The following is a 12,723-nucleotide window of genomic DNA, read 5'->3' as shown; positions in this document are numbered from 1 at the left end:
CTGCACACCTAGGATGAGGGGCGTGTCCTCGAAGTCAGCTGCGCGCATCCCGCCCGAGGAGCGGCTCGTCAACCTGGTGGTGGCCCTGATGGCGACCGAGCAGGGACTCACCAAGGACACGATTCTGTCGTCTGTTTCGGGCTACCGTGAGCAGTCGGAATCCGGCACGTCGAAAGACGCGCTTGAGAAGATGTTCGAGCGCGACAAAGAGAGCCTCCGGGGCCTGGGTGTGCCGATCGAGACGATCGGCGATCGCGCTGATCCGGACGATCTCCGGGAGGCGCGGTACCGCGTTCCTACCGCGGAGTACGAGCTGCCTGCCGACATCGAGTTCACCCCCGCCGAGCTCGCCCTGCTGAATCTCGCAGGGGGCGTATGGAGCGAGAGCTCTCTGTCGGCCGACGCGCGCAGCGGCCTCCGCAAGATCCGGGCACTCGGCATCCCGGTCGAGGACCCGATCCTCGGATACTCGCCGAGGATCAGCCTGCGCGAACCGTCGTTTGCGCCCCTGCAGCGGGCGATCGAGGACTCGCGCATCGTGAGCTTTCGCTATATGCGGCCGGGAAGCGCCGCGCCGCGAGTGCGGCGACTCCAGCCGCTCGCGCTCGTCGAGTTCGAGGCTCGGTGGCACGTGTACGGCCTGGATCTCGACCTGGACGCGCCGCGCACCTTCCTGCTCACGCGGATCATCGACGATGTGGTGATCACTCGCACTGCCGGAGATCCAGCACTGCGCGAGGGCGCGGGCGAGCGAGCTCTCGCAGGTTTGCGAGAACTCGCGGCACGGCAGCGGGCGCTCCTGGAGATCGACCCCGGCACCGAAGCCTGGCTGCGTTTGTCGCGTCGAGCCGAGCCCGCGGCCCAGGGGTACTGGGTGCCCTACGTTGACCTTCACGTTTTCGCCGATGAGTTGGCGTCGTACGGACCGGAAGTCCGTGTCGTCGAACCGGATGAGGTCAGGTCTGAGGTCATTAGCCGGCTTCGAGCCGTGCGCAACGCACATGCCGGAGCGGTCCAGTGAGCGGGGCATCCGTCGCCACGGACCGCGCGGCGTTGCTGTTACAGCTCGTTCCGTACCTCATCTCCAAGGGAGAAGTGTCTGTCGCCGAGGCAGCAGACGAGTTCGATGTCACCGCCGACCAGATGCGCACCATGGTGCGCGGGCTTACCGTGATCGGCCTGCCGGGTGACTCTGGCTACTGGCAGATGGCAAACGAGCTGTTCGACATCGACTGGGACCTCCTCGAGGAGCGCGACCTCATCGTCATCACCAACTCGGTGGGCCTTGAGCGCGCACCGCGCCTCACGGCGAGGGAAGCGGCGGCTCTGCTCGCGGGCCTTCAGCTTGCCGCCACGATCCCCGGCGTCGGGGACTCGCAGTTGTATGCCGGATTGCTGTCCAAGCTCGGCCGCGGCGCCTCCCGTACCCCCGCGGCCGTGGTCGTTGCCTCAGAACCGGTCGATGCCGTCAGGCGCCTGGTGACGGATGCCCTGGGGCGGCGCGTCGCGGTGAGCTTCACCTACAAGACACCCGAACGTGCTCCCACAACCCGGACTGTCGACCCCGTGAAGGTCCTGATCGCTCAGGGGCAGTGGTACCTCCAGGGATGGTGTCATTTGCGCGAGGCGATGCGGACCTTCCACCTTGACCGCGTCAGCGATCTGGTCCTGACCGAGATCCCGATCGCGCACGGGCAGGAACCGGCGCCGGAGTGGTTTGATGCAACCGGGGAGAACGCGGGTGACGAGGTGATCGTGACGTTGGAGTTCCCGGCATCCGTTGCGCCTCTTCTTGGTGACTACCTCGATCGGGCGACCGTCACGACGACCGCGGGAGTCAGTACCGCACGAATGCGAGTAGCCGACGAGGTGAGCCTTCGGCGGCTGGCAGCACGGCGCGGGGGAGCGGTTCGGATTCTCGCGCCGATCGGCGCCCGCGAGGCGGCGCGGGAGTGGGCTGAGGCGGGCCTGGCTCAATATCCCGAGCAGACATAGGCAGACCAAACGAACGACGTCGACGGCCCTCAGGCCAGGTTCCGGCACCCGTGAGCGGCGCCGGGGTAGACTGCACACACCGCAATCGTGAGGAGACCCCATGGGGAACGCATTCGGGTGGCCGCACCTGCTGATCATTCTCGCGGTGATCCTGTTGCTGTTCGGCGCGGCGAAGCTGCCCGCGCTGGCAAAGAGCCTCGGCCAGTCAGCCCGCGTCTTCAAGGGCGAGATGAAGGCCATGAAGGACGACGACTCCAAGGATGCCGCGAAGCCCGACGTCGCCGCGTCCGAGGCTGCTGACCCGTCCTCGACGGGTTCTGCCGGCTCGTCGCAGGCCGCGTCATCCAGCGGCCGAGATTCCACAGCCTGATCTGCCGCGTGGCGACCAGTTCCCTGCCGCAGGTGGGAGAGCCCAACCGGCCGCGCCGTGACCGGAGGATGTCTCTCGGGCAGCATCTGATCGAGTTGCGCAAGCGGCTCATGATTTCTGCCCTCGCTCTGGTCGTCGGCATGGTCGTGGCGTTCATCATCACCGATCCGATCATTCGGCTGATCACGGTCCCCATCGTTGATGTCGCGGCTTCGCGGGGGGAGGATCTCAATGTCGAGGTCATGTTCACGACGGTTACGGGACCGTTCGACCTTCGCATCCGGATCGCTTTCGCGATCGGCATCCTGATCTCGGCGCCGATCTGGCTCTGGCAGATCTGGGCTTTCATCATGCCGGGACTCACCCGGAAGGAAGTCGGCTACACGGCTGGTTTTGTCGGTGCAGCCGTGCCGCTGTTCTTCGCCGGGACCGTCGTGGGGTGGCTGGTGCTCCCGCACGTCGTGGAGATCATGGCGACGTTCGCGCCCACAGGAACGTCGTTGTTCTACGATGCGACGTATTACTACGACTTCGTGTTCAAGTTCCTCCTCGTTGTCGGGGTCTCTTTCGTCCTTCCCGTCTTCCTCGTCGCCCTGAACGTCGCGGGGGTCATGTCGGGTCGCGGCATTCTCAAGGGCTGGCGGGTGGCGGTACTCGTCGCAACGCTGTTCGCCGCGGTCGCAACGCCTGCCGCTGATGCCGTGTCGATGGTGATGCTCGCGGGGATCCTGATCGTGCTCTTCTTTGCGGCGGCCGGTGTCTCGATGCTGTTCGATCGACGCAAGTCCAAGCGCCAAGCATCCCTGCTGCCGCCTGAGGCTGCGGGGTGAGCGTTCCGAGCCCAGCGGAGCGATTTGCGCGGGCCGAGGCAGCTCGCGTGTATCCGGTCACGGCGGCGTTTGCTGACGATCAGCGGTTCGATCTCGATCCGTTCCAGATCGCCGGATGCCACGCGCTCGAGTCGGGTCGAAGCGTGCTCGTCGCCGCCCCCACGGGCGCGGGAAAGACCATTGTCGGCGAGTTCGCGATTCATCTGGCGATGCGGGAGCCCGCCGACAAGGCGTTCTACACGACGCCGATGAAGGCGCTCTCCAACCAGAAGTTCCGTGAGCTCGTGGAAGTTTATGGCCCCGATGATGTGGGGCTTCTGACGGGCGATACCAACATCAACGGAAATGCCCGCGTCGTCGTCATGACGACCGAAGTGTTGCGCAACATGCTCTACGCGGGCTCGCCGGCGCTGCGCGACCTGCGCTATGTCGTCATGGACGAAGTCCACTACCTCGCCGACAGGTTCCGCGGTGCCGTGTGGGAAGAGGTCATCATCCATCTGCCGCCCGCGGTTCGTCTGGTCTCGCTCTCGGCAACGGTGTCGAACGCTGAGGAATTCGGTGACTGGCTCGACACCGTGCGCGGAGACACCGACGTCATCGTGTCGGAGACCCGACCCGTCCCGCTCGAGCAACACGTTCTGGTGCGCGGGGACCTCCTGCCACTGTTCGACGACCGTGCCGGCATCGCGACGGCGCAGGTGAACCAAGAACTCATGCGTATCCGTTCGTTCAAGGGTCCGACCTACGAGAGCAACCGCCGCGTGCAGGCCAGTCGCAGCGCCGCCATGTCGGGAAGCCGCGGGCGCGACGGCCAGCATCGCCGGCCGCACAAGGGCGGTCACCGTCCCGTGCGGTCCGCGAACGCACAACGGATCGAACGGCTCGATCGCCCCGACGTGATCGAACTGCTCGCGCGATCCAATCTGCTTCCCGCGATCTTCTTCATCTTCAGCCGTGCCGGATGCGACGCTGCTGTGCAGCAGGTGCGTCGCTCCGGAGCACGCTTCACAACCCCCGAAGAGCGGGCGGAGATCCGAGCGATCGTCGAGGAACGCACGCGGACGCTGCTCGAGGAAGACCTCGCCGTCCTTGGATTCTGGGAGTGGCGTGAAAACCTGGAGCGGGGTGTCGCTGCACATCATGCGGGTCTTCTTCCGGCGTTCAAAGAGGTCGTCGAAGAGCTCTTCCAGCGCAAGCTCGTGAAGGTCGTCTTCGCGACCGAGACCCTCGCCCTGGGGATCAACATGCCGGCGCGAACGGTTGTGCTCGAAAAGCTCGAGAAGTTCAACGGCGAAGCGCGGGTCGCGATCACGTCGGGGGAGTACACGCAGCTCACGGGCCGCGCCGGACGCCGGGGGATCGACGTCGAGGGCCACGCCGTCGTCCAGTGGACCGAGGGACTTGACCCGCAGGCAGTGGCAGCATTGGCGTCCCGCCGTACGTATCCACTGAACTCCAGTTTCCGGCCGACGTACAACATGGCAGTCAACCTCATCGACCAGTTCGGCAGGGCCCGCGCGAGGGAGATTCTCGAGTCCTCGTTCGCGCAGTTCCAGGCCGACAGGGCTGTGGTGGGCCTTGCCCGGCAGGTGAAGGATGCCGAGGAGTCGCTCGCGGGCTACGCCAAGGCGATGAGCTGCGACAAGGGCGACTTCGCCGAGTATTCGGGCATCCGTCGCGAGTTGAGTGATCTCGAAAAGCTCACTCGCAAGGATGCCAATGCCTCCCGCCAGACGCGAGACAAGCGTCAGCGGGAGATCAGTGAGCTGCGCCGGCGCATGCAGCGGCATCCGTGCCACCAGTGCCCGGACCGTGAGCATCACGCCCGCTGGGCAGAGCGGTACTGGAAGCTGAACCGCACGGTCGAGCGCCTTCGTGGCCAGATCGATGCGCGCACGGGAACTGTCGCCCGGGTCTTCGACCGTATTGTCGACGTTCTGGCGTCCCTTGATTACGTGCGCGTGGATGCAGAGAGTGCGGCCAGGCTCACGGCCGCTGGTCGGACGATGCGGCGGATCTACGGCGAGCGGGATCTGCTCGTGGCCGAGTCACTGCGCCTCGGTCTCTGGGACTCGCTGGACGCGCCGTCGTTGGCGGCCCTGGCCTGCGCGCTGGTCTACGAGCCACGCCGTGACGAGCCGGGGGAGCGAGCGCTTCCCCGCGGTGCGTTCCGCGAGGCTCTCGCGCAGACCCTGGACCTCTGGCAACGCCTCGACGATCTCGAACGCGATTCACGCCTGCCCGGGTCGGAGCCGCCCGCTGCGGGACTCGCGCTCGCCATGCACTCGTGGGCGAAGGGGATGCCGCTGGACCGCGTGCTGCGCGAGGCTGACCTCGCGGCGGGCGATTTCGTACGGTGGGCCAAGCAAACGATCGACCTTCTCGACCAGATGTCGTTGGTGGCCGAGCCCGGTCTCGCCGCGGTCGCGCGCCGCGCGCTCGATGGCGTTCGGCGCGGAATCGTGGCGTACTCGTCGGTGTGATCGCCGAACCTTCAGCCGCGCCATAGCCGTCCGAATCTAGGCTGGACGTTATGCCCGAAGCCTCGAGCGCCACGCAGAGTCGCGCCACTGACGTGCGTCCGCTGTTGCCCTTGTGGGCGGCCGTGCTGGTGGCAGTTGCCGCCGGGCTCATTCTGGATGTGGCATACCCGTCGGTGGGCTGGTGGCCGCTCGCCTTCGTCGGGGTCGGACTGTCTCTGGTGACACTCATCGGGCGCAGCGCCTGGGGCGCCTTGCTTGTCGGGTTCATCTTCGGGATCACGTTCTATCTCGTCCACATCGTGTGGCTAAACCGCTACCTGGGCGTGATCCCGTGGTTCGCCCTGGCGGTCGCTGCCACGATCTACGTCGCTCTGGGGTCGGTGCTCATCGCGTTGGCCTACCGATGGATGCCGAGAGCCGTCCCTGGCCGGTGGGCTCAGCTCGTCCTCACGCCGCTGCTGATCGCGGGTCTGTGGGTACTGCGGGAACTTGTCACCGGGTCTTGGCCCTACACCGGCTTCCCGTGGGCGCGGATCGGGATGAGCCAATCCGAGAGCCCTCTCTCACACCTGACCTCGTGGATCGGGGTGACGGGCCTGTCGTTCCTGATGGTCGCCTTCACCGCCGGGATTATCGAGTGGCTGCGTCTGCGCCAGTGGTCGGATGTGCGCACTGCGCTGCCGGTCGCGGGCCTCGGGGTCGTCTTGCTCATCACGCCGCAGTTCCCCACCACTCCGGCGGGCACGATGACCGTGGGGAGCGTGCAGGGAAACGGCCCGTCCGGCTACTTCGATGCCCGTCAACGCAACGACATTCTGAACGCGCAGCTGTCGGCATCCACCGACCTGATCGGTCAGGACATGGATGTGCTGCTGTGGCCCGAAGGTGGGATCGATTCGGACCCGATGACCAACGCGACCACCGCGGCGGTTCTGGACGGACTATCGGAGGCGGTGGATGCTCCGCTTCTTGTCAACGCCGCGACAACGCGCGGCGACCTGACCTACAACACCTCGATACTGTGGGAAGCGGGAGCGGGCGCCGTGCAGTATCACGACAAGACCCACCCGGTTCCGTTCGGCGAGTACGTGCCCGACAGGTGGTTCTACGAGATGATCGTGCCCGACCTGATCGGGCTCATCGGGCGTGAATACACCCCGGGATCTAACCCTCCCTTCGTCGACATCGACGGCACCGGGGTGGGGCTCGCGATCTGCTTCGACGTCATCTACGACGACGTCATCCACGACGGCGCGCGCGACGGTGCGGAGGTCTACATGTTCCAGACCAACAACGCCGACTTCCGCAACACCGATGAGAACCTGCAGCAGCTCGCCTTCGCACGCACGCGCGCGATCGAGACCGGTCGTTCCGTGGTGAACATCTCCACCGTCGGGACAAGCCAGGTCATCGGCCCCGACGGTACGACGATCGATTCACTGCCCGCCGATGAGGCTGGTGCGATGCTCACCGACGTTCCGCTGCGAACCGGTCTGACGCCGAGCATCGTGATCGGCGGCTCGCTGGGCATCGCAATCGCAATCCTCAGCATCATCGGCCTGGTTGCCAGCGGCATCGTCGCGAGCCGCCGCCGGACATGAAACGGGACCGACCCGTGATCGGATCGGTCCCGTTTCACGCACCGCATCGGTGGAGGCTGCGGTGGGCGTCTGTCAGGCGCTCAGCTTGTCGACCGTGACGTCGTCGCCGGCGCCGCGGCGCGAGCGGACGAAAGCGAGGCGCTCTTCAAGGAGCTCCTCGAGCTCGGGAATCGTACGACGCTCCAGAAGCATGTCCCAGTGCGAGCGGGGGGCTTTGACGTCGCCGTGGTCAACGGTGACAGTCTCACCATCGACGCGGAGCAAAGCCTCGGCGCCACAGGTGCGGCATTCCCAGGTCTCAGGGACCTCGGCATCTGCCGCGAAGGTCATGGTGGTGTCACGCCCACAAGACGTGCAGGAGTAGGTGAATTGTGCCCGCTCATGAAATACGACGCCGTCCTCGCTCTGTAGGCTGGAGGCGCCGAGTCTCATGCCGCGGAGGCTGCGGTCTGCCATTGTGTGGTCCTCTCGTCGCTGTACAGGTATAACGCGCTCACCTGGGCAGATCATCCATGCCGACCCGCAGATGAGAGCATTCTCAGGCGATCTTCAGCGGGGAGGAGTCCGCGCAAGGCCGAGGCGGGGCGTGCCGCCGTCGGCGCCGCTGTATCAGGGCTGGTTCGAGGCCGGTCCGAGAGTGTCGAGCGCCACGTCTGCGCGATCCGTGACGACGCCGTCGACACCCATGCCCACCAGGCGCCTCATATCTGCGGGATCGTTCACGGTCCAGACATGAACCTCGACCCCGTGCGCGTGAGCTGCCTCAATCAGTCGGGGCGTCACCACCCGAACCGGTCCCTGACGCTCCGGGACCTGCAGCGCGTCGATGCCCGCGAGCGAGGATGCGACCAGCCGCGGGGACCGTGCGATCAGCCCCCAGATCACCCGAGCAATCGTCTCCCGTCCCGCCGATGTTGCAGGAGGAACGGCGCCGGGCGGTGCGTGACGCGCGGCGGATTCCACTGCCGCTCGGCGTCGCGCATCCGCGAAGCTCGTGACAAGGACGCGCTCACCATGACCGGCGACCAGGACACCCACTGCGTCGGCGGCCCCGGGCGCTTTCACGTCGAGGTTGAACCTCAGGGCCGGGAAGGCCTCGAGTGCGGTGCGCAGCGTGATCAGTCCGCCCCGATCCTCCATCAGGGCCGTCAACTCCGCAAGCTCGACGTCGACGATACGTCGAGGATCGCCGGTGACCCGGCGAAGATCCGCGTCATGGAACAGCACGACCTCGCCGTCCCGGGTGAGATGGCAGTCGGACTCGACGTAGGTCACGCCGGCCCGCTGCGCGGCAGCGACCGACGCGTAGGAGTTCTCCGCTATCGCGTCGTCAACCGTCAAGCCCCGGTGCGCAAGGACGCGCGGATACGGGGCATCGACGAAGTACGGGTGGGTCACGCCTGCTCGTCAGGTGCCGTCTTTGTGGCTTCTCGAGCCCCGAACGCACCGGATACGCCCTTGAGTGCCTCGGTGAACTCGCTCGGGATGATCCACAGCTTGCTGGACGCGCTGTCGCTGATCTTCGGAAGCGTCTGCAGGTACTGATAGGCGAGGAGCTTGTCATCCGGATTGCCTTCGTGGATGGCGTTGAAGACTGTAGCGATGGCCTCGGCCTCACCTTGCGCACGCAGGATCTGACCCTGCTTTTCGCCCTCCGCACGCAGGATCTCGGCTTGGCGTGCACCCTCTGCCTGCAAGATGGCCGACTGCTTTGTTCCCTCTGCGGTCAGGATCGCCGCACGACGGTCACGCTCGGCGCGCATCTGCTTTTCCATCGAGTCCTGGATGGACACCGGGGGATCGATCGCCTTCAGCTCCACACGCGAGACACGGATGCCCCACTTGCCCGTCGCTTCATCCAGCACCACCCGCAGCTTCGTGTTGATCTCGTCGCGGCTGGTCAGTGCTTCTTCGAGGTTCAGGCCACCGACGACGTTTCGCAGCGTCGTCGTCGTGAGCTGCTCAACCGCACCCAGATAGTTCGCGATCTCGTAGGTGGCTGCGCGGGCATCCGTCACCTGGAAGTACACGACAGTGTCGATCGAGACGACGAGGTTGTCCTCGGTGATGACTGGCTGCGGGGGGAATGAGACAACCTGCTCGCGCATGTCGATCAGCGGCCGTACCCGGTCGATGAACGGGACGAGGAGGTTCAAGCCGGGGGAGAGGGTCTTGTGGTAGCGACCGAGGCGCTCCACGACGCCGGCCGTGGCCTGCGGAATGATCCGAATAGATCGAAAGATCACCACGACCACGAAGATCGCAATGACGAGCAGCAGGACGATGACGAAGATCTGACCCGCGAACGCGCCGATGTCAATCATGTTCCATGGTCCTTTCTGTCGATGGCCGGGGCTGCGGAGCCACTTCGACGGCGGCGCCCCGTACCGCGATGACGCTGACCGGCTGTCCGACGTTCGCCTCAGCATCCGTCAGACCGGCGCTCAGTCGTGCCGTCCATGTCTCGCCGTTGTCGAGCTTCACCTCACCTGCCCCCTGCGTGAACGCGCGGGTCACACGGGCCGGCATCCCAACGAGCGCATCGACGTTCGTGAGGACGACCGGCGAACTTCGATGGAGCGCGCGCAGCAGGAGGGGGCGAATCGTGAACAGGAGAAGTGCTGAGGCGATTGCGGCGAGCCCGATCTGAAGCCACCACGGGCCGCCCAACAGGTTCGTCCCGAGGCCGCCGATCAGTGTTCCGGCAGCCAGCATCAGAAACGTGAACTCGAGGGTGAGGAGCTCGATGATCACAAACAGGACTGCCAGAGCGAGCCAGAGGATCCACAGATACTGCGTGAGATCGGGCAACATCCGAATCTCCTTCCTCTTGGTCCGACCCTATCAACGCAGGGCCCGGCGCGGACCGGTTGGTAGGGTCGGTACGCGCGCCATTCCGGTGCTGCCCCGCGGCTGAAGCGCCGACCTGCAACAGGAGCAATTGTGAGCGACATTTCCACCCCGATCGCCCCCGGAACCCTGCGCGGAAAGACCGCGCTCGTCACCGGTTCGTCGCGCGGAATCGGTGCCGACACCGTCCGCTATCTCGCAGCAGCGGGAGCGAACGTCGTCATCAACTTCCGCAACAAGGCTCCCCGCGCCGAGAAGCTTGCCGCCGAAGTGCGGGAGTTGGGCGTCGATGCTCTCGTCGTGGGAGCGGACCTGACCGATCCCGAGTCGGTCGCGGCGATGTTCGCTGCCGTCGAGGAGGAGTTCGGGGGCCTCGACATCCTCGTCCTGAACGCATCCGGTGGCATGGAAGCCGGAATGGCCGATGACTACGCGTTGCTCCTGAACCGGGACGCCCAGGTCACCGTGCTCGAGGCGGCCGTGCCGCTTCTTCGCGGCGACGCACGAGTGGTTTTCGTGACCAGCCACCAGGCCCACTTCATCCGTACGACCCCGACGATGCCCGAATACGAGCCGGTCGCCCTTTCCAAGCGTGCCGGTGAAGATGCGCTTCGCGAGCGTGTGCCTGCACTGCTCGAACGCGGGATCGGTTTCGTCGTCGTCTCCGGTGACATGATCGAGGGAACCATCACGGCGACGCTGCTGGAGCGGGCGAACCCCGGAGCCATTGCTTCGCGGCGCGAATCGGCCGGCAAGCTCTACAACGTTTCGGAGTTCGCTGCGGAGGTCGCACAGGCCGCTGTGGACCCGATCCCCGCCGACAACACGCGGCTCGTCGGCGACACAAGCTCTTTCGTGGGGGAGTGACCTCGTCACTGCATCCGTTCATAGCAGAAGGCCCCGGGCATCCCCGGGGCCTTCTGCTATGACGTGAGTGGTCAGACGCTCTTCTTGCCGAACGTGAAGGCACGCACGATCTGGATGATGCCGAGCACGACGAGTGAGATCCCCAGCAGCCACCAGAGCACGACTGCGCCCCAGAGCGGCGAGAACAGCAGAACGACACCGGCGACGATGCTGATGATCGCGAAGAAGATTGTCCAGCCCCTGGAAGCTGCGTCGCTGAGCGTGGTCAGTGAAACGACACCTTCGACGATCCACATGATTCCGACGAGGATCCCGAGGAAGACGGCGAACCATCCCGTGGTTGCTGCGAGGTTGAAGAAGGCGAAGATACCCGCGGCGATGAAAATGACGCCGAGGATGATGTGGCCGACACGCGACCATCCGCCCATCGACTTCGAGAAAATGCCGAGGCCGCCGTAGACGAGCCCACCCACGATCGCATAGATCGCGATGATCGCCGTGACGACCATGGCCGTGCGGCCCGGCCAGACGAGAATCAGGATTCCGACGATGAGCGAGAGGACACCGGCGATGCCGAGCGCCGTGCGGACGCCGTTGATGGCCTCCTTGGCGACGGAGCTTTCGGTTGACATGGCATTCCCTTTCTGGGAGTTAGCTGAGAGCTTGCGTTCTCAGCGTAGCGTTCCGACCCGGCTTCGGGGGAGTGGGAGGGGTATGTCGGCCTGAGATCACCCGAAAAGGACGAGGACACCAACCAGAACGGGGATGCACCCGATCGTGGTGAGAAAGACTGTGTCGCGCGCGATAGTTTCGCCAACGCCGAAGCGCTGGGCGAAGTTGAAGACGTTCTGAGCGGTTGGGAGGCTCGCCAGGACGACGACGGTGAGCGCTTCCGCCTTCGGAAGCCCGAAGACGACGCTCGCGAGCACCCACGCCAGCAGGGGCATCAGAATCAGCTTGAACGCTGTGGCCAGGATGACCTCGCGTCGGTGCCCACCGGCCGCGAGAACCCGCTGTCCGTGGAGCGACATCCCGTAACTCAGCAGCAACACGGGGACGCAGGCAGCGGCAAGGAAGTGCAGGGGCTCGGTCACGAGCGAGGGAAGCTGAAGCCCCGTCGCCGCGACGAGCGTTCCCGCGACCGATCCGATCACGACCGGATTCGTGACAGTACGCACCACGATCTTCCCGACGTTCCGTGTCGTCGCGGTGACGCTCTCGAGGATCGCCATCGAGATCGGGACGAGCACAAGGAGCTGGAACAGGATGACGGGTGCGGGGTAGGCGGCCGAGCCCAGCAGATAGAGCGAGAGGGGGATGCCGATGTTGTTGGAGTTCACCTGACCCGCGGCGAGTGCGCCGATCAGCGAATCTCCCACGGTACGCCGCCAGAACAGGCGTGAAATCGCCGCGTACAGACCGATGATGATGACCGCAGTGATCGCCGAGACCGGCAGGAGTGCGGAAAAGAGGGTGGCGATGTCGGCCTCGGACAACACGACGAACAGCAGCACAGGGGAGAGGACGAAGAACACCAGACGCCCGAGAACCGGGCCGGCTTGCGGGCCGAGGAGGTTGATGCGTCCGATGACGTACCCGACCGCGATCGCGAGGCCGATGACCGCGAACCCCGTCGCAACGTTCAGCACGGGAGGTCCGGAACTCGCATCCTTCCACGCTACCGCCGGTGCCAGACGCACGAATCACGCCACCGTGGTGCTTGA

The 12,723-nt window shown here is 65.5% G+C and carries 13 protein-coding genes; 7 read left to right on the top strand and 6 right to left on the bottom strand.

Going from position 1 to position 12,723, the window contains the following annotated elements; all coding sequences use genetic code 11:
- Positions 1 to 13: 13 nt before the first annotated feature.
- The 6 genes from BGO47_RS08285 (at position 14) to lnt (ending at position 7,282) form a co-directional block, all read left to right on the top strand.
- Positions 14 to 1,021, top strand: a complete 1,008-nt coding sequence (locus BGO47_RS08285) for a WYL domain-containing protein (RefSeq protein ID WP_292710502.1) — start codon at positions 14 to 16, stop codon at positions 1,019 to 1,021.
- Positions 1,018 to 1,995 (top strand): WYL domain-containing protein, encoded by a 978-nt coding sequence (locus tag BGO47_RS08280; RefSeq protein WP_292710498.1) that lies wholly within the window; start codon positions 1,018 to 1,020, stop codon positions 1,993 to 1,995. Before BGO47_RS08285 ends, BGO47_RS08280 begins: the two co-directional genes overlap by 4 nt.
- 100 nt (positions 1,996 to 2,095) lie before the next feature.
- On the top strand, positions 2,096 to 2,365 hold the full coding sequence (gene tatA, locus BGO47_RS08275; protein ID WP_292710496.1) for a Sec-independent protein translocase subunit TatA: 270 nt from the start codon (positions 2,096 to 2,098) through the stop codon (positions 2,363 to 2,365).
- Between the two features lie 68 nt (positions 2,366 to 2,433).
- Entirely contained in the window at positions 2,434 to 3,195 is a 762-nt protein-coding gene (tatC, locus tag BGO47_RS08270; RefSeq protein WP_292710603.1) for a twin-arginine translocase subunit TatC, read from the top strand.
- Positions 3,192 to 5,681 carry a DEAD/DEAH box helicase gene (locus tag BGO47_RS08265; protein WP_292710493.1) on the top strand — a complete coding sequence of 830 codons (2,490 nt, stop codon included), beginning with the start codon at positions 3,192 to 3,194 and terminating at the stop codon, positions 5,679 to 5,681. Before tatC ends, BGO47_RS08265 begins: the two co-directional genes overlap by 4 nt.
- Positions 5,682 to 5,731: 50 nt before the next feature.
- Positions 5,732 to 7,282 carry an apolipoprotein N-acyltransferase gene (gene lnt / locus BGO47_RS08260; protein ID WP_292710490.1) on the top strand — a complete coding sequence of 517 codons (1,551 nt, stop codon included), beginning with the start codon at positions 5,732 to 5,734 and terminating at the stop codon, positions 7,280 to 7,282.
- 72 nt (positions 7,283 to 7,354) lie between these two features.
- Here the strand turns inward: lnt and BGO47_RS08255 are convergent, their stop codons facing one another.
- The 4 genes from BGO47_RS08255 to BGO47_RS08240 form a co-directional block, all read right to left on the bottom strand.
- Entirely contained in the window at positions 7,355 to 7,738 is a 384-nt protein-coding gene (locus tag BGO47_RS08255; protein ID WP_292710486.1) for an RNA polymerase-binding protein RbpA, read from the bottom strand.
- A 153-nt stretch (positions 7,739 to 7,891) separates the two neighbouring features.
- Entirely contained in the window at positions 7,892 to 8,680 is a 789-nt protein-coding gene (locus BGO47_RS08250) for a glycerophosphodiester phosphodiesterase family protein (RefSeq protein WP_292710482.1), read from the bottom strand.
- Positions 8,677 to 9,606, bottom strand: coding sequence for an SPFH domain-containing protein (locus tag BGO47_RS08245; protein WP_292710479.1), 930 nt, complete (start codon positions 9,604 to 9,606; stop codon positions 8,677 to 8,679). Before BGO47_RS08245 ends, BGO47_RS08250 begins: the two co-directional genes overlap by 4 nt.
- Complete coding sequence (locus tag BGO47_RS08240; protein WP_292710476.1) at positions 9,599 to 10,096, bottom strand: NfeD family protein; 498 nt, start codon at positions 10,094 to 10,096, stop codon at positions 9,599 to 9,601. Before BGO47_RS08240 ends, BGO47_RS08245 begins: the two co-directional genes overlap by 8 nt.
- A gap of 138 nt (positions 10,097 to 10,234) precedes the next feature.
- Here BGO47_RS08240 and BGO47_RS08235 point away from each other — a divergent pair, with 138 nt between their 5' ends.
- Positions 10,235 to 10,999: an SDR family oxidoreductase gene (locus BGO47_RS08235; protein WP_292710600.1), complete on the top strand. Its 765-nt coding sequence runs from the start codon at positions 10,235 to 10,237 to the stop codon at positions 10,997 to 10,999.
- 71 nt (positions 11,000 to 11,070) lie between these two features.
- On the opposite strand, the gene BGO47_RS08230 is transcribed toward BGO47_RS08235, so the two are convergent.
- Together BGO47_RS08230 and BGO47_RS08225 are read right to left on the bottom strand one after the other, a co-directional pair.
- Complete coding sequence (locus tag BGO47_RS08230; protein ID WP_292710473.1) at positions 11,071 to 11,631, bottom strand: DUF308 domain-containing protein; 561 nt, start codon at positions 11,629 to 11,631, stop codon at positions 11,071 to 11,073.
- 96 nt (positions 11,632 to 11,727) lie between these two features.
- Positions 11,728 to 12,699, bottom strand: a complete 972-nt coding sequence (locus tag BGO47_RS08225; protein WP_292710470.1) for an AEC family transporter — start codon at positions 12,697 to 12,699, stop codon at positions 11,728 to 11,730.
- Between the last annotated feature and the right edge of the window lie 24 nt (positions 12,700 to 12,723).

Origin of the sequence: Microbacterium sp. 67-17 (assembly GCF_001898325.1) — a bacterium.
Lineage (GTDB): Bacteria > Actinomycetota > Actinomycetes > Actinomycetales > Microbacteriaceae > Microbacterium > Microbacterium schleiferi.
The sequence above is the reverse complement of the archived record's forward strand: the minus strand, read 5'-3'. Positions and strand labels throughout refer to the sequence as shown.